This window comes from Tianweitania sp., from assembly GCF_032053605.1.
Classification (GTDB): Bacteria; Pseudomonadota; Alphaproteobacteria; order Rhizobiales; family Rhizobiaceae; genus Tianweitania.
In genome coordinates this window covers 30,904-50,640 of the sequence record NZ_DAMBUH010000005.1, presented here as the reverse complement: position 1 = coordinate 50,640, position 19,737 = coordinate 30,904, and the positions used below count along the sequence as shown (strand labels likewise).

Sequence of the window (19,737 nt, the reverse complement as noted above, 5' to 3'; positions counted from 1 at the left end):
TCGGACGCGTTCTTGGTCCGCGCATCTCAGGGACGATCGCCACCACCATTGGCGTCAGGCGCACCGAGGACAACGCCACGGCAAAAGCGGCCGCTGCCAGCGAGTTGCCGGCAATGATCGCGCCTACGAGCACGACCTGTGCAGGCAAGGCCCAGACGATCCCCGTCATGAACACGCTCGCCCACAGTCCGACCCCGGCGGCTTTGGCCAAAGCGCTGAAGCCGACGAAGGAACTCATCAGGATGAAGCCGGGGATGGAGTAGGCTGATCGTACACCCCGAAGATACCAGTGAAAGGCGGCATCTTCACGCGCTTCATCCAGAGCCTCCATGCCTGCATCCTCTATAGTTGCTTGTGGTCCTGTATGACATGTTCGTCTTCAACTGCGCCATGCAGGATCGCCTGCAAAAACAAAAAGCGCGCGGTGTGATCCGCGCGCTCTGACTTTGTAGAGAGGATGCGAGCTTAGTTCTTGCGTGGAAGCTGTGGAACGAGGCTGCGCTTGCCGGGCGACTTCTTCTCGTCTTCCGCCATTTCCTGCGGCACGTCCTTTTTTGCCACAGGCTTCCTTGCCCGCTTAAGAGCCTTCGCTTCAGCTTCCTTTTTCGGCTTGACCGGCAGCTCGCCAGCCAGCGTTTCCAGCTTCAGGCTCTTCTTGCCATCGGCATCTTCGACCGAGACACGAACCGTGCCGCCGTTTTTCAGCTTGCCGAACAGAACTTCATCCGCCAGCGGCTTCTTGATGTTCTCCTGGATGACGCGCCCAAGCGGACGCGCGCCCATGCGTTCATCATAGCCCTTGTCAGCCAGCCAGGCGATTGCCTCTTCCGACAGGTCGAAGGTCACGCCGCGCTCCGACAGCTGCGATTCCAGCTGCATCACGAACTTCTGCACGACCTGGTGGATCACCGGCACCGGCAGAGAGCCGAACGGGATGATCGCATCGAGACGGTTGCGGAATTCCGGTGTGAACAGGCGATTGATCGCTTCCACATCATCGCCCTCCCGCTTCGAAGAGCCGAAGCCGATCGCCGCACGCGCCGCATCAGCCGCACCCGCGTTGGTGGTCATGATCAGGATCACGTTGCGGAAGTCGATCTTCTTGCCGTTGTGATCCGTCAGCTGTCCATGATCCATGACTTGCAACAGGATGTTGAACAGATCTGGATGCGCCTTTTCGATCTCGTCGAGCAACAGTACACAATGCGGATGCTGATCGACGCCATCGGTCAGCAGACCGCCTTGGTCGAAGCCGACATAGCCGGGAGGTGCGCCGATCAAACGGCTTACCGTGTGACGCTCCATATATTCCGACATATCGAAACGCAGCAGCTCGCAGCCGAGCGAAGCAGCCAACTGCTTGGCAACTTCGGTCTTGCCGACGCCCGTCGGACCCGAGAACAGGTAGGACCCGATAGGCTTCTCCGGTTCACGCAGGCCTGCACGAGCAAGCTTGATCGCCGAAGACAAAGCGGTGATCGCCGTGTCCTGACCATAAACCACGCGCTTGAGCTCGACTTCCAGCCCGGCCAGCACCTGCTCGTCATCGGCCGAAACCGTCTTCGGCGGGATGCGCGCCATGGTGGCGATCGTGGCTTCGATCTCCTTTACGGTAATCGTCTTCTTGCGCTTGTTTTCCGGCAGCAGCATCTGCGAAGCACCGGTTTCGTCGATCACGTCGATCGCTTTGTCCGGCAGCTTGCGGTCGTTGATGTAGCGAGCCGACAGCTCCACCGCCGCCTTGATCGCGTCGGAGGTGAACTTCACCTTGTGGAAGTCCTCATAGTAGGGCCGCAGACCCTTCATGATGGCGATCGTGTCATCCACCGTCGGCTCGTTCACGTCGATCTTCTGGAACCGGCGAACGAGGGCGCGATCCTTTTCGAAGAACTGGCGGAACTCCTTATAGGTGGTGGAGCCGATGCAACGGATCGCTCCCGACGACAGAGCCGGCTTCAGGAGGTTCGAGGCATCCATCGCGCCACCCGACGTTGCGCCAGCACCAATCACGGTGTGGATCTCATCGATGAACAGCACGGCGCCTGGATACTCTTCGAGTTCCTTCACAACCTGCTTCAGCCGCTCTTCGAAGTCACCGCGATAACGTGTGCCGGCCAGCAGCGTTCCCATGTCCAGCGAGAAGATCGTGGCATCGGCAAGTGCGCTCGGCACCTTGCCTTCAACGATCCGCTTGGCGAGACCTTCGGCAATGGCCGTCTTGCCGACACCGGGATCGCCCACATAAAGCGGGTTGTTCTTGGAACGACGGCAAAGGACCTGGATAGTCCGGTTGATCTCGTTTTCGCGGCCGATCAGCGGATCGATCTTGCCGCCCTTGGCCTTAACGTTGAGGTTGACGCAGTAAGCCGTCAACGCATCCTGCTGCTGCTTTTTCTTGCCGCCCTCTTCGCCCTCAGCGCCCGGAGCGCCGGTCTGCTCATCCTCGGCGCCACGTGGCGGACGCGACTCGCTTGCCCCTGCCCGCTTGGCGATGCCGTGGCTTATGTAGTTGACCGCGTCGTAGCGGGTCATCTGCTGTTCTTGCAGGAAGTAGGCGGCATGGCTTTCGCGCTCGGCAAAGATCGCAACGAGCACGTTGGCGCCGGACACTTCTTCACGGCCGGACGACTGGACGTGAATGACGGCCCGCTGGATCACGCGCTGGAACCCGGCCGTCGGCTTGGAGTCCTCGTCATAACCAGTAATAAGATTGTCGAGTTCGGTGTCGATATAGGTTAGCACCGTCTGCTTGAGATCATCGACATCGACGTTGCAAGCCCGCATCACGGCAGCCGCATCGCCATCGTCGATCAGCGCCAGCAGAAGATGCTCGAGCGTGGCATATTCATGATGCCGCTCATTGGCGAACGTAAGCGCCTGGTGAAGCGCCTTTTCTAGGCCTTGGGAGAAAGCCGGCATTTAGTACCTCACTTCTTCTCCATCACGCATTGCAGCGGATGCTGGTGCTGACGGGCAAAGTCCATGACCTGTGACACTTTGGTCTCGGCCACCTCGAAAGTATAGACCCCACATTCACCCACGCCGTGATTATGGACGTGAAGCATGATGCGGGTTGCCGCCTCCTGGTCCTTCTGGAAGAACCGCTCGAGAATATGGACGACGAAATCCATCGGCGTGTAGTCGTCGTTGAGGATCAGGACCCGGTAGAGATTGGGCTTCTTTGTCTTGGCACGCGTGCGGGTAATAACCGCAGTGCTGCGACCCGGCCCGTTGCCGCTGTCTTGTGCCTGCATTCGTGCCAAACGCCGCTCGGCGTTCCCACCCATCGTCACGCGCTATGCCCCTGAGTCCTGTCTATCGCTCAATCCGAATGTAGGTGCGAAGACGTACGATTTTAAGACCTTCTTTTGCGCTGACAATATGGGCTCTGCCCCGGCGTCATGCATCTCCGGCAGATGGCAACTCACTCCTGACACGAAAAGGTCGAAAAGAGGGTTGGAGCGCAATTCGACTTTAAACCGTCAGAACGCGTCAACGATCCGGTTACCCTAAAGGCTTTCGTAACCACCTACCTCTAGCGTATTTCCTTGTGGCTGACATTTCGGCCACGCCCGCCAATCAAAAGACTAACCGAAGGGTGTATCCGTGCGTCAGACACCGGCAAGCCTCCTCTCCGCTTTCTGCCAAACTGCCAAGGCAACGCTGGTCGCATTGACCGTGCTGTCACTGGGAGCCGTCGCTGCACAGGCTGCTTCCAATCCTCGTTATGCCGCGATCGTCGTGGATGCGAACACCGGCAAGACGCTGTATTCGTCCAGCGCGGACGGTTCGCGTTATCCCGCGTCGCTGACCAAGATGATGACGCTCTACCTCGTTTTCGATGCGCTGAAGGCAGGCCGCATCCGGCTCGATTCACGCGTGCCCTTCTCCAAATATGCGGCGGCCCGCCCGCCCACGAAGATCGGCATCCGCCCCGGCGGTTCGGTTACCGTTGAAGAAGCGGTTCTTTCGTTGATTACCAAGTCGGCGAACGATGCGGCCGCGGCGCTCGGCGAACTGATCGGCGGGACCGAAGCCAATTTCGCGCGCATGATGACTGCCAAGGCTCGCAGCCTGGGCATGGACAACACCACGTTCCGCAACGCGTCCGGCCTGCCGGACCCAAACCAGCGCACCACCGCACGCGACATGGCCACCCTTGGCATCGCGCTGCGCGAGCATCATGCGAAATATTACCCCTATTTCTCCACGACCTCCTTCAAGCTCGGCAAGCAGACCATCAACGGTCACAATCGCCTGCTCGGCCGCATCAAGGGCGTCGACGGCATCAAGACCGGCTACGTCAACGCGTCCGGCTTCAACCTCGTGACCTCGGTCAAGGATGGCGATCGCAAGCTGGTTGCCGTTGTCATGGGCGGCACTTCGGGTGCGGCACGCGACAACCAGATGGCGCAGTTGATCAAGACCTACCTGCCCAAGGCATCAACCCGCAGCACCGGTCTTTTGGTCGCCCGTGGCAACACCGACGAGCCGGTTGTTCAGGCCTATGCCGCAGCCCTTCCGCACACAGACGCACCGATGCCAATAGATCGTCCAGGCGCCTCCGTGGTTGAGCAGGTTCTGGCGGAAGCCAAAGTGAAGCCGGATCTTCAGGTTGCATCCGTGGAAACCGAAAAGACGGCTCGTTTGAAGGAAAGCGTTGCGCGTTCCGCCGCTGTCGTTGCAGCCTCGATCGACCCCGTCGCTACGGCTTCCACCTCGTCTGTTGCGTCTATCCAGGCCAACACCAACTCGCGGAGTGCCGGCTGGGCCATCCAGGTGGCCTCGCTGACCTCAGCTGGCGAAGCGCAGTCCACCCTGACGCGGATCGCCAGCAAGGCGACCGGGATCCTCTCGGCCGACGCCGCCTTTACCGAAACCTTCACGAAGGGCGGCACCACCTACTACCGCGCCCGCTTCGGCGGCTACGGTTCCAAGGACGAAGCATGGGAAACCTGCAGCGCCCTGAAGAAGAAGCAGATCCCCTGCTACGCCATCGAGCAGTAGACCCTCTTGGAACAACAGCCGGTCTGTTGCCGGCTCCCCTCTTTGTATCGCGTTGATGGAATTTAGTTATGGTGAGAGAGCAGGACGTCCTTCGCTTCGTTGATCCGCGCGGCCAGGAAGGTCGAGCCGGCGCGGTCGGGATGCAACCGCTGCATCAGGCGGCGATGAGCATGGCGGATGTCAGCCGTGGTCGCAGTCGCTTCAAGACCAAGGACCTTGTAGGCCTCCTCCTTGCTCATGGCGCCCGCTCCTGGCGTGCGTCCAGCCCGCGCGTCCATGTCCGGCTTCATGTGCAGGCGCCAGGCGGCGAAGCGGCTATCAAGATACGCTTCTAGAAGCCGAACGCTTTCACTGTCGCTGCGAACCTCCTTCAGAAGAAAAAGCAGCGCAGTCAGATCCAAAGTGCCGAGGAGCTGGCCTTCATAGGTCCCGGCAAGCGCCTGTCCTTCAAGCGCTCCGCTATCATGATCAAGCTCCATTTCGAGCGCAGCGGTCCGAACAATCGAACGACCTCCCGGTAGAGCTTTGCGGCTTCGGCCTCGTCGGCCTGCCAGAAACCAGGCACCCGCCACCGACAGCATGATGCCACCGGATGCAGCACTTCCAAGCAAAACCAATCCGATACCGAGGACGGCCAGCACCGCAGGTCCGCCCACCCGGATGACACGCGCAAGTCGGCCAGCATCCATCTGCAAGAGCACGGCTGTCGCCACGGCAAGCAAGGCGAACGCCGATAATCCGATCAAGACGCTCATAGGCATCCGATCCGCCGCAAGCGCTCGAAAGTGATATCAAACCGCCCAGCGGGATCTGCAGGATCGTTCGGGTCTGAACCACCGGATGGATCAAGCTGCCGGATAGCTCCGGCCTGTGTGCTCGCGCTCATTCTTTAGAGATGAGACGGCGGGCGGCAGGAGACAAGGGCGAGACGTTACCCGATCCGCACCATTCAATCTTGTTTGATCTGCGAGGCGCCAACGCTGGAGAACTAAAGCAGCCCCAGCTCAGCCAGCTCCAGCCGCAGCTTAGGCGGCATTTCGGCCAGCTCGTTAGACCCAGCGAGGTCCTCAGGTGCATCATCCGGCTTGAGGTAGCGCCAGCCTTGAAATGGGCGGCGAGGCTGCCAATGCGTTCGAACAACCTCTGGATCAAGCATCAACCGGCAACGGCCGATCCCCTGACCATCAGTGAAGGGTTCGATGCCCACCAAGCGCTGCCGGCATTGTACGGTGCCCTTGATCACCCAGTAGATCGACCCGCCTTCGAGGACTTCGGGCTTCCGTTGCGGCACCATGCGAGTCGTATGGAAATGATGCTCGTGCCCATCGCGCGCACGCTCGGCGCGGATATGCGTAATCCAGGCTTCAAGGTCTTCAACCGTGTCGACGCCGACGCAGAGCTTCAGGATGTGGAGAGCCATACCGTTTCATACGCCTGCCGATTGTGGCATCAAATCGGTGGAACAAGGTTCTCCACAGGGACGCAGCGGAAGTTTCAGCACTCCACCACGTTAACGGCGAGACCGCCCTGGCTGGTTTCCTTGTAGCGCTCGTTCATGTCGAGGCCGGTCTGGCGCATCGTCTCGATGGCTGCATCGAGCGGCACGAAATGCGTCCCGTCGCCTTTGATCGCCAGCGACGCAGCCGTCACCGCCTTCACCGCACCCAGCGCATTCCGCTCGATGCAGGGCACCTGCACCAACCCGCCCACGGGGTCGCAGGTCATGCCGAGGTGATGCTCCAACGCGATCTCAGCCGCATTTTCGATCTGCTCCGGCGTCCCGCCCATTACCGCCGCCAATCCAGCGGCGGCCATGGCTGAAGCGGAACCCACCTCGCCTTGGCACCCGACTTCTGCGCCCGAGATCGAGGCATTGTGCTTGATGATTCCGCCTACGGCTGCCGAAGTCAGCAGGAAGGTGCGGATGTCGTTCTGGTCGGCTTCGGGATAGAAGTGCAGCCAATAACGCATCACCGCCGGAACGACGCCGGCCGCACCATTCGTAGGCGCGGTCACCACACGCCCGCCCGCGGCATTCTCCTCGTTCACGGCCATTGCATAGATCGAGAGCCAATCATTGGCCAACAGCGGATTCGGCCGGTTCTGCCGCCATTCCTCCTGCAACCGATCATGCAACTGGCGAGCGCGGCGCTTCACCTTCAACCCGCCGGGCATGATGCCTTCCTTGGACAGGCCGCGCTCAATGCAGCCCTGCATTGCGCCCCAGACCCGGTCGAGCCCGTCATCCAGTTCCGCGCGCGACAGATGGATTTCCTCGTTAGCGCGCTTCATCTCGGCAATCGACAGACCGCTGCGCTTGGCCATCGCCAGCATCTCAGCCGCATTGCGAAAAGGGTATGGCACGCGCGGCCCGGAAGCCGAGCCAGAGGTCGACTTCAAGCGCTGCAGCTCTTCTTCGGAAACCACGAACCCGCCGCCGATCGAATAATAGATCCGCCTCAACAGCAGGCGATCATCCCCATCGAAGGCGTTGAAGGCCATGCCGTTGGCGTGTCCAGGCAAAGGCACTTTCTTGTCCAGAACCAGGTCGGCCTTCGGATCGAAGCGGTACCCCTCGCCGTGCCCGGCCGGATGCACACGCTTCTCGGTCGCCACACGCTCAAGGATGGCGTCAGTCTGGTCGGGATCCACGGTGGTTGGAATGAAGCCGGCGAGGCCGAGAATCACCGCGCGGTCGGTGCCGTGCCCAACCCCGGTAAACGCCAGCGATCCATGCAGGCTGACCGCAAGGCGACTGACCCTCGCGTTTGCCGGACGCGGCCAATCACCGCTCTGCAGCTCCTCGAGGAAGCGCGCGGCAGCCGTCATCGGCCCCATCGTATGCGAGCTCGAAGGGCCAATACCGATTTTGTAGAGGTCGAAGACGGAAAGAAACATCGTGCCTCAATATCGTGCTGATCGCGGGCGATTGCGAGAGTGTAATGCATGCGCTCACCAAGCGCATCGCACCTTCTGCCAACCGACTTTGCATGATCCGGACGCGACATTGCCGCCGCCCAACAAAAAAGGGACGCATCGCTGCGCCCCCTCAAGAACCGATTGCAAATAATTTTCGCGTTCAGCCCGCTGAAGCTATCACCGATCCGGATTCTGCACCCATGATCAGCCAGCTCAAAGCCATCATCACGATAAATCCAAGAACTGCTTTGACCGTAAGGCCCCAGCAGGATTTCTGCTCATGATCGTCCATATTGATCCATGCTGTTCATCGTCGCGGAGGCTCAGTGGCGCTCGTCCGCCGCGTCCGATTAGCCGATCAACAACGCTACCGCAATGCAGAATGAGGCATCAACAAGGCACGAATGGCGTGCCTCATCGCACCACTCTAATCTTGTCAGGCACTTAGGCGCTCCGCGGCGTTCATCATCTTCTAACGCCTGCGGCCGAATCTAGGCATCTTGGGCAGCAAACATCGTCAGATCGAAACAGTCATGCATCGAGCCATCCCCCTCACGTCCTATGATACGGCAGCCCTGCTGTTTTTTGCTGCGCTGTGGGCGTTCTACGGCGCCGCGGTGGGTGGCCATGTTTTTCACCGCCCGTCCCTCAACGTCGCCATGAACCGCCAGCGTCGGATCTGGATCGAAACCATGGCTCGGCGCGAGCTGCGCATGATCGACACCAGCATCATGGCCGGACTGCAAACCGGCACAGGCTTTTTTGCCTCAACCTCGCTCTTCGCACTCGGCGGCTGCTTTGCGCTGATTGGCCAAACGCAGCAGGTGCTGAGCGTTCTCAGCGAGATCCCCTTCATTCACGCGCCGGAACGCGGCGTGTTCGAGTTCAAGATCATCGGCTTGTGCTGCCTCTTCGCCTATTCCTTCTTCAAGTTCGCCTGGTCGTATCGCCTGTTCAATTACTGCTCGATCCTGTTCGGCGCCGTCCCTCCGGCAATGGAGGCAGAACAAGATCGACGAGCCTTCGATGCTGCGATCAACCGCGCGGCGCGCATCAACATCCTCGCGGGCAAGCACTTCAATGCGGGCCTCCGGGGAATTTTCTTTTCGATAGGCTATCTCGGCTGGTTCATCAGCCCGTTGATCTTCGCGCTCAGCAGCCTGCTGGTGGTCGTCGTGTTACTGCGCCGTCAGTTCTTCTCGGAAGCGCGCCGAACGATTCTGAGCGATCAAGCGGGTCCAGGCAGCGGAGAATCGATCCGGCCTGAAAGCCAATAGGCCACAAGGCCGATCCATTCGCGCAAGGAGATCGTCGTCGCGGAAAGCGAGTCCAGGGGATTGTCCGTGGCCCGCCCCGGCATTTCGTCACCACGTGTGCGATAATCGACCGGCCACGGCACAACATCGAATCCAGCTTTGCGGAATAGCGCCATCGAGCGCGGCATGTGAAAGGCCGAGGTGACCAGCAGCCACGTTTCGCCGGCTTTGGGCTGAACCATTTCGCGGCTGAACACAGCATTCTCGAACGTGTCACGTGACTTGTTTTCAAGCACCAGCCGCTCCCGCGCAACACCGAGACCTTCAAGCAGGCGCGGCGCCGAGTCCGCGTCGCCCTCGCCTTCCAGCACCAGCGAGCCATTGCCGCCGGACAGCACGATCCGTGCTTCGGGATAACGGCGAGCAAGAACGGCGGTCTCGACCAGCCTGTCGCCGCCAGCGTTCAACTCATAGCCACCACGCTTGAGGTTGATCGCGCCTTCCATCCCGCCGCCGAGCATAATGATGCCGGCGATCGTTTGCGGCGCAGGGTTGGGCCGAGCGAACCGATCTTCCAGGGGCCGCAGCATGACGGGGCCAATCGACGACCACGCCGACAGCGCGACCACAAGGAAGGCGATGGTGGTCGTGAACAGGCTAAGCCTCCGCCACCGCATGGCCGTGGCGATCAGCGCCAACAGGAGCAGGATGCCGATCAGGTTGATCGGCTGAAGGAGGAACCAGAAGATCTTGGCGGCAAGGAAGAACATTGCCGCCCTTTATCCGACTCGGGAGCCTCTCACCACCACTTGGGCGCTTCGAACCGGCCGGCGGCTTTCTCGATGACATGCGCGGTGCGGAACAACGTTTCTTCTTCGAACGGCTTGCCAATCAGTTGCAGTCCGAGCGGCAAGCCCTTGTGGTCGAGACCCGCAGGCACGGCAATGCCGGGCAGCCCAGCCATGTTTACTGTCACCGTGAAGATGTCGTTGAGATACATCTTCACGGGATCGGCAGCCATATCCTGATCAGCAATACCGAACGCCGAAGACGGCGTCGCCGGCGTCAGGATCGCATCGACGCCATCCGCAAAGACGGTCTCGAAATCGCGCTTGATCAGCGTACGGACCTTCTGCGCCTGCACGTAATAGGCATCGTAATAACCGGCCGACAGAACATAGGTGCCGATCATGATGCGGCGCTTCACCTCGCGGCCGAAACCGGCGGCGCGTGTCTGCTCATACATGTCCGTGATGTCCTTGCCCGGCACCCGCAAACCGTAGCGAACGCCGTCATAGCGCGCGAGATTGGACGAGGCTTCGGCCGGCGCCACGATGTAGTAGGCCGGCAGCGCGTACTTCGTATGCGGCAAGGTGATGTCGACGATCTCGGCGCCGGCATCCTTCAGCCAGGCAATGCCCTGCTGCCAAAGCGTTTCGATCTCTTCGGGCATTCCCTCGACGCGATATTCGTGGGGAATGCCGATCTTCATGCCCTTCAGCGACTGGCCGAGTGCCGCCGTATAATCCGGCACGGGCAGATCAACCGAAGTCGCGTCCTTCTGGTCCACCGAAGCCATGGACTTCAGCAGGATCGCCGCATCGCGCACGTCACGTGCGATTGGTCCAGCCTGATCCAGTGACGAAGCGAAGGCCACCGTACCCCAGCGCGAACAGCGGCCATAGGTCGGCTTGATGCCAACCGTTCCCGTGAACGCCGCCGGCTGCCGGATCGAGCCGCCCGTATCCGTCGCAGTCGCACCAGCGCAGAGCCAGGCTGCAACGGCTGCAGCCGAGCCACCCGACGAGCCGCCCGGCACTAAATCCGTGTTCGAACCCTTGGCACGCCACGGGTTCTTGACCGGACCGTAGTAGCTCGTCTCGTTGGACGACCCCATCGCAAACTCGTCCATGTTGAGCTTGCCGAGCATCACCGCGCCTTCGGCCCAAAGGTTCACCGTTACCGTCGATTCGTAGCGCGGCTTGAAGCCGTCGAGGATGTGGCTGGCCGCCTGCGTATGTACGCCTTCGGTGGCGAACAGATCCTTGATACCCAACGGAATGCCTTCCAGCGCGCCCGCCTGCCCGGCAGCGATGCGTGCATCCGACGCCTTCGCCATCTCACGCGCCTTGTCATGCGTCACCGCGACATAGGCGTTGAAGGTCTCGTTCGCCGCATCGATCGCACCGAGATAAGCGTCGGTCAGTTCCAGCGCGGTAAATTCGCGGGCATCAAGCTTGGCGCGGGCTTCCGCGATGGTCAGTTTGGTCAGGTCGCTCATGGAACAAGCTTCTTTTCATAGAACCGGTTATGGCCGGCATCGGGATAATCGAGAATACGGCCGCAGCGCGTGAAGCCACTGCGTTCATAGATGCGGTAGGCGGGCTCAAACCCTTCCGCTTCTCCGGTTTCAAGCACGAGGCTCGTCAGGTTCTTTTCGCGCGCGAGCTCTTCGAGCTTGGCGAGGACCGCCTTGCCGACACGCTCGCCACGCACGGCGGGGCGCGTGAACATCCGCTTCACCTCGGCCGAGCCATCGCCGCAATCCTTGATCGCGCCCATACCGACAGCCTCGCCAGCTTCATTCCGTGCCACCACCAGGGTAACCGCAGGATCAGCCATCTGCTCGACGGTCATCTGAAACTGGAACTCAGGCGGCGTCAGCGGGATCATCGTCGCGTTCAGCTCTGCGACGAGCGCACGCACGTCGCCCTGCAGCGGTGTTTCGATGGCGAGCGAAACGGCCATTCGCCTACTCGATGACCTTCGGCACCATGAAGAAATTCTCTTCCGTCGCGGGCGCATTGGCAACGACATCGGCAGCCTTGCTGCCATCGGTCACCGCATCTTCACGGCGGCGCATGCTGGTTGGGATCACCGAGGTCATGGGCTCGACGCCAGACACGTCGACCTCATTGAGTTGCTCGACAAAGCCAAGGATCGTGTTGAGCTCGCCGGTCATGCGCTCGGCGTCTTCGGCCGTGACCGCAATGCGGGCAAGGCGCGCGACGCGCGTTACTGTATCGACATCGACCGACATAACTCGTCTCCGGCGGCTGGTGTTGGAGTCTCCGCGCTATACCGGTGCAGGCTTGGGCGTGCAACCCAAGCCTGCTGAGGGATCAGACCTGAACCGGCTCGCCGATTGTGGGGATCAGCACTGCCACATCCGAGTCGGCCATGCCTGCATCGAATGTCTCGGCGCTTTGGTCGAGCAGCCCGAAGGTCGCGTAATGACAAGGTACGACGGTACGAAAGTTGAAGAAGCGCCGGCAGGCAAGAGCCGCAACTGCGCCGCCCATCGTGAAACGGTCACCAATCGGCACGAGGCCGATCTCGGGTTGGTGCAGTTCGTTGATCAGCGCCATGTCGCCGAAGATGTCCGTGTCGCCCATATGGTAGAGCGTCGGTTCGTTCTCGAAATGCAGCACCAGTCCGGCCGGATTGCCGAGATAGACGTTCTCGCCATTCTCTAGCGTGTAGGCGGAGGAATGCAGCGCGTTGACGAAGGTGACGGTGAAACCGTTGCAATCCAGCGTGCCACCATGATTGCCAGGATTGACGTTTTCCACGCCCTTGCCCGCCATGAAGCCGCAGAGTTCCGGATTGGCGACGAGCATCGCACCCGTAGCGTTGGCAATCTCGGCTGCGTCGCCGACATGATCATTATGGCCGTGCGTGAGCAGAACATGCGTCACACCTTCGGCCACTTCCTGCCAGCCCTTGTTCCAGGAAGGATTTCCGGTCAGGAAGGGATCGATGAGAATGCTGGCGCCGCCGGCTTTGATCTTGAAGGCCGAATGCCCGTACCACGTCAGTTCCATATCAAGTCCTTTGTGTCTGTGGGCCAGAAGGATAGTGGCGGGTCCAGGCGGGGCAAGAGGACGCTCTTATGCCGGTCCTGACCATCGAAGCCTTCGCGTCCCTACACCAGCCGGGCCGCACGATAGCGGGGCTTGATCTCGGCACCAAGACAATCGGCGTCGCTATTTCCGATCGCTCGCTCGCCTTTGCGCATCCACGGAAAGTCATCACGCGCAAGAAGTTCGGCCAGGATGCGCAGATGCTGCTTGCCGCTTTCGGCGACGAGGTTGAAGCCGCCGTCATCGGGCTGCCGCTGAATATGGACGGCAGCGAAGGCCCGCGCGCCCAGGCTACCAAAGCGTTTGTCCGCAACATGGACAAGCTGACCTCCGTCCCCTTCATCCTGTGGGACGAACGGCTGTCGACCGTCGCCGCCGAACGTGCCTTGATCGGCATGGATGTGTCGCGCGCCAAACGCGACGAGCGCATCGATTCGGCCGCCGCCGCCTTCATTCTGCAAGGCGCTCTGGATCGGCTGCAGGCTTTACTCTAGCCGTCAGCCTGCTTCCGGATAAAGCGTGTCGACGATCAGCCGCGCATCATGGCGCGCGTTCAGCATGCCATAGGTGCTGCGCCATTGCCCGCCAAGGCGCGTTTCGATGAAGGCATCGGCGATGCGCCCTGCCCCCATGCGCCGCAACTCAGCCGCAGCAGCGGACAGCGCCAGCTGCTCGGCCAGCAACCTTGCTGAGGCTTCATCCGAAAGCGCGACATGCGTGGCGGCGCGCAGCACATCGATCGTGCCCCGGCCGCTTGGCCCAAGATCCCGCTCAATGCCGGCAAACACATCCTCGAACAAGGCAGGGGCGCGGCGCAGAACCCGCAACACATCCAGCGCCATGACATTGCCCGAGCCTTCCCAGATCGCGTTGACCGGCGCTTCGCGGTAATAGCGCGCCAACGGTCCTTCCTCGACATAGCCGATGCCGCCCATGCACTTCATCGCTTCATAAAGCAGCGCCGGCGCAACCTTGCAGACCCAGTATTTGACGACCGGCGTCATGGCCCGCGCAAATGCTGCCTCGCCGCGATCGTTGGCAGCCTCGTCGAACGAGCGCGCCAGGCGGAACGACAGCGCGGTTGCGGCCGCCACATCCAGCGCCATGTCGGCCAGCACGCGAACCATCAGCGGCTGGTCGATCAGCGCCTTGTCGAACACGGTCCGGTGACGCGTGTGATGCACGGCCTCGGAAAGACCCGCCCGCATCAGGCCGGATGACGCCACTGCGCAATCCAGGCGGGTCAGCGTCACCATATCCATGATGGTCCGCAGACCGGCGCCCGGTTCGCCGACAATCTCGCCCAGTGTTCCCGCGAACTCCACTTCCGACGAGGCATTCGACCGGTTACCCAGCTTGTCCTTCAAGCGCTGGAAGTGAAGCCCGTTCGAAGAACCATCGCCAAGGATGCGCGGCACCAGAAAACAGCTCAGCTCTTCCGGAGCCTGCGCCAGCATGAGGAAGGCGTCGGACATTGGCGCCGACATGAACCACTTATGGCCGGTGAGACGATAAAAGTTGCCGCCTGCCCGCTCGGCGCTGGTTTGATTGGCGCGCACATCCGTGCCGCCCTGCTTTTCCGTCATGCCCATGCCGAGCGTCAGCCCGACCTTTCCGACCGGCGGCTTCTGCGACTGGTCGTAACGACGCGTCGTGATGCGCGGCGCCCATTCGCGGAAAAGATCCGGCGATGCCATCAGCGCGGCAAGCGACGCGCTGGTCATGGTTAGCGGACACAGATGGCCGCATTCCAATTCGGCTGTCAGGTAAAAGCGCGCCGCACGGGTCTGATGCCGGCGACCGGCCTCCGCATCGCCATTTTCCCAGATCGAGGAATGCAGCCCATTCGCCACCGAACGGCGCATAAGCGCATGATAGGCGGGATGAAAATCGACCACATCGACGCGCCGGCCCTGACGATCATGCGTCCGCAGCTTCGGCACCTCGGTGTTCGCCAGCCGTGCCGTTTCCTGCGCTTCCGGCGACAACACGAAGCGGCCGAGCTGGTCCAACTCCCCGCGAACCGGCTCGGAAAACTCTTCCGCGATCTGCACGAGCAGCGGGTCACCGCGCCAGGCATTGCCGCCGCTGAAGATCGGGGGCTGGTTCATGTCGTCCTGAGTCACACCGGCTTCCTCGGCTATTCCACGCGAATCTATAGCGGTTGGTGGGCTTGCGCGCGAAGAAATTCCCGGTTGAGAACCAATTGCCATGTGGATGAGCGCTTGCCGAGGGGGTAAGCCATGCCTATAGCGAGGCCTTAAGATGCCTGAAGAAGCAACCTTTCCCCTCTTTCCGCACCGCCATTTGCTGGGAATCCAGCACCTGTCTCCGTCCGACATCGTGTCGCTGCTCGACCGCGCCGATGCCGCCGTCGCCGTATCGCGGCAGTCGGAAAAGAAGACGTCGGCGCTTCGCGGTCGCACCCAGATCAATCTCTTCTACGAAGCCTCGACGCGGACGCAGTCGTCCTTCGAACTCGCCGGCAAACGGCTTGGCGCCGACGTGATGAACATGTCGGTGGCAAGCTCTTCGGTGAAGAAGGGAGAAACGCTGATCGACACGGCGATGACGCTGAACGCGATGCGGCCGGATATCCTGATCATCCGCCACGCCGCAGCCGGCGCCGCAGCGCTTCTGGCGCAGAAGGTGGGTTGCTCTGTGGTCAATGCAGGCGACGGCGCGCATGAGCACCCAACGCAAGCCCTGCTCGACGCGCTGACCATCCGACGTGCCAAAGGCGACCTCTCGAAGCTGATCGTCGCCATCTGCGGCGATGTTCTGCATTCCCGCGTCGCTCGCTCCAACATCCTGCTGCTGAATGCGCTCGGCGCCCGGGTCCGCGTCATCGCGCCCTCGACCCTGCTACCATCAGGCATTCACCAGATGAGCGTCGATGTCTTTAACCGCATGGAAGACGGCCTTCGGGATGCCGATGTCGTCATGATGCTGCGCCTCCAGCGCGAGCGCATGGCCGGCGCCTTCGTGCCGTCGGTGCGCGAGTATTTCCACTTCTTCGGCCTTGATGAAGCCAAGCTTCGCCTCGCTAAACCGGATGCGCTGGTGATGCATCCCGGTCCCATGAATCGCGGCGTCGAGATCGCGTCCGAGATTGCTGACGGTCCGCAAAGCGTCATCCAGGAACAAGTCGAGATGGGCGTTGCCGTCCGCATGGCGGTGATGCAGGCGCTGCTCGATCCACGCCGGAACGAGGCCGCCGCATGACCACCACCGTCTTCACCGATGCGCGGATCATCGACCCTTCCCGCAGCCTCGACGAAATCGGCACGGTCATCGTCGCCGACGGCAAGATCCAGGCAGCCGGTGCTTCGGCGCGAAACCAGGGCTTCCCCGGTGGCGCCGAGATCGTCGATTGCCGCGGCAAGACGATCATGCCGGGCTTGGTCGACTCACGGGTTTTTGTCGGCGAGCCGGGGGGCGAGCATCGCGAAACGATCGCTTCGGCCAGCCGTGCAGCTGCTGCTGGCGGGGTTACCTCCATCATCACCATGCCGGATACCGACCCGGTGATCGACGATGTCGCGCTGGTGGAGTTCGTGCTGCGTGCTGCCCGCGATCATGCCGCCGTCAATGTCTATCCGTCAGCCGCTATTACGCGCGGATTGAAGGGTCAGGAAATGATCGAGTTCGGCCTGTTGGGTCATGCGGGCGCCGTTGCCTTCACCGATGGCCGCCACACCATTGCCGACTCGTCCGTTCTGCGCCGCGCCATGACCTATGCCCGCGATTTCGGCGCCGTGATCGCACATGAAACCGCCGACCCCCACCTTTCAGGCGGAGTCATGAACGAAGGCCTTTATGCCAGCTGGCTTGGCCTCGGCGGCATCCCGCGCGAAGCCGAGATCATCCCGCTGGAGCGCGACCTGCGCCTTGCCCGCCTCACGCGCGCCAACTACCACGCCGCCAAGATTTCCACCGCTGTGTCTGCCGAAGTGGTGTCCCGTGCCAAGCAGGACGGCGCGTCCGTCACGGCTGGCGTCGCGATCCACTCGCTGGCGCTCAACGAACATGATGTCGGCGAATACCGCACCTTCTTCCGCCTCGCACCGCCCTTGCGCAACGAGGATGATCGTCTGGCCATGATCGAGGCGCTTAAGAACGGCACGCTCGATATCGTCGTCTCCTCGCACGATCCGCAGGATGTCGACACCAAGCGCCTGCCCTTCGCCGATGCCGCCATCGGCGCGGTTGGCCTAGAAACCTTGCTGGCGGTAGCCCTGCGTCTCCACCACAATGATCAGGTTCCGCTTCTGCGTTTGATCGACGCCCTCTCCACAGCGCCGGCAAAGATATTCGGCCTTCCCGGCGGCACGCTGAAGCCTGGTGCGCCAGCTGACCTGATCGTCGTTGATCTCGATCACCCATGGGTCGTCACGGAAACCGATCTGCATTCACGCTCGAAAAACAGCTGCTTTGAAGGCGCTCGGCTGCAGGGCAAGGTCTTGCAAACGGTGGTGGCGGGCCGCACAGTCTTCCAGCATTAAAGGGGATCTTCGTGCCGATACTGGAACCAGCCGCTTTCACGTCTTCGCTGGCGGCCTTGGCCGTTGCCCTGCTCTTCGGTTACCTGCTCGGCTCGATACCATCCGGCGTGATCATCACGCGCATGGCCGGCCTGGGTGACGTCCGCAACATCGGCTCCGGCAATATTGGCGCAACCAATGTGCTGCGAACCGGCCGCAAGGGCTTGGCTGCGCTCACCCTGCTCGGCGACGCCCTCAAGGGCGCCATCGCCGTCCTGCTCGCCGCTCGCTACGCTCCCGACGCTGCCCTGGTCGCCGGCTTCGGTGCCTTTCTCGGCCACCTCTTTCCTGTCTGGCTCGGCTTCAAGGGCGGCAAGGGTGTCGCCACCTATCTCGGCGTGCTGATCGCGCTCGCTGTTCCCGGCGCGTTGGTCTTCGCAGTCGTCTGGCTCGTTGTTGCAGCCATCACCAAATACTCGTCACTCGCCGCCTTGGTTGCAGCAGTGGCGGTGCCCATCGCGCTCTGGATTCTAGGCGCGCCTTATGTCGCCGAACTCTTTGCCTTGCTGACCGTCTTCGTCTTCGTCAAACATCGCGCAAACATCAGCCGTCTCTTGGCAGGCACCGAGTCCAGGATCGGCAGCAAGGGATGACCACGGTTAAGCCGCGGCGGCTCAGCGACCGTCAGCGCCTTGCCTGGCTGCGCCTGATCCGCAGCGACAATGTCGGCCCTTCCAGCTTCCGTCAGCTCGTAAGCCGCTTCGGTTCAGCCGACGCAGCCCTGGAAGCGCTTCCCGGTCTCACGCGTCGCGGTGGCGCCACGCGCCCCCTGAAGATCACCAGCGTCAGCGAAGCCGAACGCGAACTGGAACTCGCCGAGCGCTTTGGCGTCCAGTTCATCGCCATCGGTGAAAGCGACTATCCGCCGCTGTTGCAGCAGATCGATCATCCGCCGCCTCTGGTGGCGGTAAAAGGATCGACCGATGTCTTCAAGCGTCCCGGCGTCGCTATCGTCGGCGCGCGCAACGCTTCGCTTGCCGGCATCAAGATTGCGCGGATGCTCGCTACCGACATCGGCCGCCAAGGCTTCACCATCGTGTCCGGCCTCGCCCGAGGCATCGACACCGCCGCCCATGGGGGCAGCCTCGAGACCGGCACAGTCGCGGTCTTCGCCGGCGGCTTGGACAAGCCCTACCCGAACGAAAACATCCCGCTCGCCAACGCGATCGCCGAGCAGGGCGGTGCCCTCATCTCCGAAATGCCGCTCGGCTGGTCACCACGCGCGATCGACTTCCCGCGCCGCAATCGCCTGATTGCCGGGCTGTCCTATGGTCTCGTTGTTGTGGAAGCCGCCCAGCGCTCCGGTTCGCTCATCAGCGCACGTCTGGCCGGCGAACAAGGCCGCCTCGTTTTCGCAGTACCCGGCTCACCGCTCGATCAACGCAGCGGCGGCTCGAACGGCCTGCTGAAAGACGGCGCCACCCTTGTCACGGAAGCCGACGATGTCATCCGCGCTCTGGCGCCGCTGGTTGGCGAGCAGGTGCAGCCTCCGCGCTCCTGGCGCAAGGAAGCACTTTCGGATGCAGCCGTAGCTGCAATCGAGGTCGATGCCGAGCAGCCCGATGATGATGGCCGTAGCCGTGTGCTGGAGAGTCTTTCGCCGGTGCCAACTGACATCGACGAGATCGTCCGTCACACGCAGCTATCGACCGCGCAAGTTCAGTTCGTGCTGTTGGAGCTGCAACTTGCGGGCCGCATCGAGCGTCACTCAGGCAACGCTGTTTCGTTGCTCGAATCGGGCGTATAGATCATCCAGTCTAGGCGGCTGCTCGCCTTTGACCGTATCGCCAGCCTGAATATAAGCCATCTCGATATAGTGGGCGACGAGGTCGTAGCGCTCGGCCTGCGCCATGCTTCTCAACTGCCCAAGCATAGACTGAATATATTCGAGAGTTTCGCTAGGCCGCCCCGCAAGACGTTCCAGATCCGCCACTCAACCCTCCCGGCATAAACAATTGTGAGGAAACTGACCGCTCCCCACATTTGCTTACGGTAGGGACGACATCTTCTTGTCCGGTGACTATATCAGCGTAACCGTAGATTGCAACCTATGCATCAGTACACCTCAAGTTGCATCAGGTTGGATGAGGCAGGCGAGGTCCGCACTTGACCCCGGATCGATCCACAGCCATTTGACGAAGCTTGCGG

Annotated in this window: 21 protein-coding genes; 8 read left to right on the top strand and 13 right to left on the bottom strand. The window is 61.6% G+C overall.

The window, feature by feature from the left end:
* The 3 genes from RTX98_RS02640 to clpS form a co-directional block, all read right to left on the bottom strand.
* A partial coding sequence (locus RTX98_RS02640) for an AzlC family ABC transporter permease (protein WP_312794374.1) occupies positions 1-331 on the bottom strand: 331 nt, incomplete at its 3' end.
* A 134-nt stretch (positions 332-465) separates the two neighbouring features.
* On the bottom strand, positions 466-2,919 hold the full coding sequence (gene clpA, locus RTX98_RS02635; RefSeq protein ID WP_312794372.1) for an ATP-dependent Clp protease ATP-binding subunit ClpA: 2,454 nt from the start codon (positions 2,917-2,919) through the stop codon (positions 466-468).
* An 8-nt stretch (positions 2,920-2,927) separates the two neighbouring features.
* Complete coding sequence (gene clpS, locus RTX98_RS02630) at positions 2,928-3,287, bottom strand: ATP-dependent Clp protease adapter ClpS (protein WP_244641329.1); 360 nt, start codon at positions 3,285-3,287, stop codon at positions 2,928-2,930.
* A gap of 319 nt (positions 3,288-3,606) precedes the next feature.
* Here clpS and RTX98_RS02625 point away from each other — a divergent pair, with 319 nt between their 5' ends.
* Positions 3,607-5,007: a D-alanyl-D-alanine carboxypeptidase gene (locus tag RTX98_RS02625; protein WP_312794369.1), complete on the top strand. Its 1,401-nt coding sequence runs from the start codon at positions 3,607-3,609 to the stop codon at positions 5,005-5,007.
* A gap of 62 nt (positions 5,008-5,069) precedes the next feature.
* Here RTX98_RS02625 and RTX98_RS02620 read toward each other — a convergent pair whose 3' ends face one another.
* The 3 genes from RTX98_RS02620 to RTX98_RS02610 form a co-directional block, all read right to left on the bottom strand.
* Entirely contained in the window at positions 5,070-5,762 is a 693-nt protein-coding gene (locus tag RTX98_RS02620; protein WP_312794368.1) for a DnaJ domain-containing protein, read from the bottom strand.
* Positions 5,763-5,995: 233 nt separating this feature from the next.
* Positions 5,996-6,427 carry a DUF1489 family protein gene (locus RTX98_RS02615; RefSeq protein ID WP_312794366.1) on the bottom strand — a complete coding sequence of 144 codons (432 nt, stop codon included), beginning with the start codon at positions 6,425-6,427 and terminating at the stop codon, positions 5,996-5,998.
* Positions 6,428-6,501: 74 nt separating this feature from the next.
* Positions 6,502-7,905, bottom strand: coding sequence for an L-serine ammonia-lyase (locus RTX98_RS02610; RefSeq protein WP_312794364.1), 1,404 nt, complete (start codon positions 7,903-7,905; stop codon positions 6,502-6,504).
* Between the two features lie 44 nt (positions 7,906-7,949).
* On the opposite strand from RTX98_RS02610, the gene RTX98_RS02605 reads away from it, so the two are divergent.
* Together RTX98_RS02605 and RTX98_RS02600 are read left to right on the top strand one after the other, a co-directional pair.
* Positions 7,950-8,210, top strand: coding sequence for a hypothetical protein (locus tag RTX98_RS02605; protein WP_312794362.1), 261 nt, complete (start codon positions 7,950-7,952; stop codon positions 8,208-8,210).
* A gap of 249 nt (positions 8,211-8,459) precedes the next feature.
* Complete coding sequence (locus tag RTX98_RS02600; protein WP_312794360.1) at positions 8,460-9,203, top strand: DUF599 domain-containing protein; 744 nt, start codon at positions 8,460-8,462, stop codon at positions 9,201-9,203.
* Here the strand turns inward: RTX98_RS02600 and RTX98_RS02595 are convergent.
* From RTX98_RS02595 to RTX98_RS02575, 5 genes are all read right to left on the bottom strand, one after another.
* Positions 9,155-9,952 (bottom strand): YdcF family protein, encoded by a 798-nt coding sequence (locus RTX98_RS02595; protein ID WP_312794358.1) that lies wholly within the window; start codon positions 9,950-9,952, stop codon positions 9,155-9,157. The genes RTX98_RS02600 and RTX98_RS02595 overlap by 49 nt on opposite strands.
* A 29-nt stretch (positions 9,953-9,981) precedes the next feature.
* On the bottom strand, positions 9,982-11,463 hold the full coding sequence (gatA, locus tag RTX98_RS02590; protein WP_312794356.1) for an Asp-tRNA(Asn)/Glu-tRNA(Gln) amidotransferase subunit GatA: 1,482 nt from the start codon (positions 11,461-11,463) through the stop codon (positions 9,982-9,984).
* On the bottom strand, positions 11,460-11,930 hold the full coding sequence (locus tag RTX98_RS02585) for a GNAT family N-acetyltransferase (RefSeq protein WP_312794354.1): 471 nt from the start codon (positions 11,928-11,930) through the stop codon (positions 11,460-11,462). The genes gatA and RTX98_RS02585 overlap by 4 nt, the downstream gene beginning before the upstream one ends.
* Before the next feature lie 4 nt (positions 11,931-11,934).
* Positions 11,935-12,222 carry an Asp-tRNA(Asn)/Glu-tRNA(Gln) amidotransferase subunit GatC gene (gatC, locus tag RTX98_RS02580; RefSeq protein WP_189502050.1) on the bottom strand — a complete coding sequence of 96 codons (288 nt, stop codon included), beginning with the start codon at positions 12,220-12,222 and terminating at the stop codon, positions 11,935-11,937.
* Between the two features lie 82 nt (positions 12,223-12,304).
* A complete protein-coding gene (locus tag RTX98_RS02575) occupies positions 12,305-13,006 on the bottom strand; it encodes a metal-dependent hydrolase (RefSeq protein WP_312794347.1) in 702 nt (233 codons plus the stop codon).
* Between the two features lie 68 nt (positions 13,007-13,074).
* Between RTX98_RS02575 and ruvX the strand changes: the two genes are divergently transcribed.
* Positions 13,075-13,539 carry a Holliday junction resolvase RuvX gene (gene ruvX, locus RTX98_RS02570; RefSeq protein WP_312794345.1) on the top strand — a complete coding sequence of 155 codons (465 nt, stop codon included), beginning with the start codon at positions 13,075-13,077 and terminating at the stop codon, positions 13,537-13,539.
* Between the two features lie 3 nt (positions 13,540-13,542).
* Here the strand turns inward: ruvX and RTX98_RS02565 are convergent, their stop codons facing one another.
* The gene (locus RTX98_RS02565) at positions 13,543-15,171 is read right to left on the bottom strand and encodes an acyl-CoA dehydrogenase family protein (protein WP_312794343.1); all 1,629 of its coding nucleotides are present in this window, start codon (positions 15,169-15,171) and stop codon (positions 13,543-13,545) included.
* Positions 15,172-15,310: 139 nt separating this feature from the next.
* On the opposite strand from RTX98_RS02565, the gene RTX98_RS02560 reads away from it, so the two are divergent.
* Genes RTX98_RS02560 through dprA form a run of 4 tightly spaced genes read left to right on the top strand, consistent with a single transcriptional unit; the run spans position 15,311 to position 19,336 of the window.
* Positions 15,311-16,270 carry an aspartate carbamoyltransferase catalytic subunit gene (locus RTX98_RS02560; RefSeq protein WP_312794341.1) on the top strand — a complete coding sequence of 320 codons (960 nt, stop codon included), beginning with the start codon at positions 15,311-15,313 and terminating at the stop codon, positions 16,268-16,270.
* The gene (locus RTX98_RS02555) at positions 16,267-17,550 is read left to right on the top strand and encodes a dihydroorotase (RefSeq protein WP_312794339.1); all 1,284 of its coding nucleotides are present in this window, start codon (positions 16,267-16,269) and stop codon (positions 17,548-17,550) included. The genes RTX98_RS02560 and RTX98_RS02555 overlap by 4 nt, the downstream gene beginning before the upstream one ends.
* Positions 17,551-17,570: 20 nt before the next feature.
* Positions 17,571-18,182: a glycerol-3-phosphate 1-O-acyltransferase PlsY gene (plsY, locus tag RTX98_RS02550; RefSeq protein WP_312794422.1), complete on the top strand. Its 612-nt coding sequence runs from the start codon at positions 17,571-17,573 to the stop codon at positions 18,180-18,182.
* A complete protein-coding gene (gene dprA / locus RTX98_RS02545) occupies positions 18,179-19,336 on the top strand; it encodes a DNA-processing protein DprA (RefSeq protein ID WP_312794337.1) in 1,158 nt (385 codons plus the stop codon). The genes plsY and dprA overlap by 4 nt, the downstream gene beginning before the upstream one ends.
* Here the strand turns inward: dprA and RTX98_RS02540 are convergent.
* Entirely contained in the window at positions 19,298-19,522 is a 225-nt protein-coding gene (locus RTX98_RS02540; RefSeq protein ID WP_312794335.1) for a hypothetical protein, read from the bottom strand. The genes dprA and RTX98_RS02540 overlap by 39 nt on opposite strands.
* Positions 19,523-19,737: the final 215 nt, after the last annotated feature.

What these genes read in the sequence shown, in the direction of transcription:
- clpA (WP_312794372.1), bottom strand. Translation starts at nt 2,919, where the DNA reads ATGCCGGCTTTCTCCCAAGGCCTAGAAAAGGCGCTTCACCAGGCGCTT.
- clpS (WP_244641329.1), bottom strand. Translation starts at nt 3,287, where the DNA reads ATGGGTGGGAACGCCGAGCGGCGTTTGGCACGAATGCAGGCACAAGAC.
- RTX98_RS02620 (WP_312794368.1), bottom strand. Translation starts at nt 5,762, where the DNA reads ATGAGCGTCTTGATCGGATTATCGGCGTTCGCCTTGCTTGCCGTGGCG.
- RTX98_RS02615 (WP_312794366.1), bottom strand. Translation starts at nt 6,427, where the DNA reads ATGGCTCTCCACATCCTGAAGCTCTGCGTCGGCGTCGACACGGTTGAA.
- RTX98_RS02610 (WP_312794364.1), bottom strand. Translation starts at nt 7,905, where the DNA reads ATGTTTCTTTCCGTCTTCGACCTCTACAAAATCGGTATTGGCCCTTCG.
- RTX98_RS02605 (WP_312794362.1), top strand. Translation starts at nt 7,950, where the DNA reads ATGCATGCGCTCACCAAGCGCATCGCACCTTCTGCCAACCGACTTTGC.
- RTX98_RS02600 (WP_312794360.1), top strand. Translation starts at nt 8,460, where the DNA reads ATGCATCGAGCCATCCCCCTCACGTCCTATGATACGGCAGCCCTGCTG.
- RTX98_RS02595 (WP_312794358.1), bottom strand. Translation starts at nt 9,952, where the DNA reads ATGTTCTTCCTTGCCGCCAAGATCTTCTGGTTCCTCCTTCAGCCGATC.
- gatA (WP_312794356.1), bottom strand. Translation starts at nt 11,463, where the DNA reads ATGAGCGACCTGACCAAACTGACCATCGCGGAAGCCCGCGCCAAGCTT.
- RTX98_RS02585 (WP_312794354.1), bottom strand. Translation starts at nt 11,930, where the DNA reads ATGGCCGTTTCGCTCGCCATCGAAACACCGCTGCAGGGCGACGTGCGT.
- gatC (WP_189502050.1), bottom strand. Translation starts at nt 12,222, where the DNA reads ATGTCGGTCGATGTCGATACAGTAACGCGCGTCGCGCGCCTTGCCCGC.
- RTX98_RS02575 (WP_312794347.1), bottom strand. Translation starts at nt 13,006, where the DNA reads ATGGAACTGACGTGGTACGGGCATTCGGCCTTCAAGATCAAAGCCGGC.
- ruvX (WP_312794345.1), top strand. Translation starts at nt 13,075, where the DNA reads ATGCCGGTCCTGACCATCGAAGCCTTCGCGTCCCTACACCAGCCGGGC.
- RTX98_RS02560 (WP_312794341.1), top strand. Translation starts at nt 15,311, where the DNA reads ATGCCTGAAGAAGCAACCTTTCCCCTCTTTCCGCACCGCCATTTGCTG.
- RTX98_RS02555 (WP_312794339.1), top strand. Translation starts at nt 16,267, where the DNA reads ATGACCACCACCGTCTTCACCGATGCGCGGATCATCGACCCTTCCCGC.
- dprA (WP_312794337.1), top strand. Translation starts at nt 18,179, where the DNA reads ATGACCACGGTTAAGCCGCGGCGGCTCAGCGACCGTCAGCGCCTTGCC.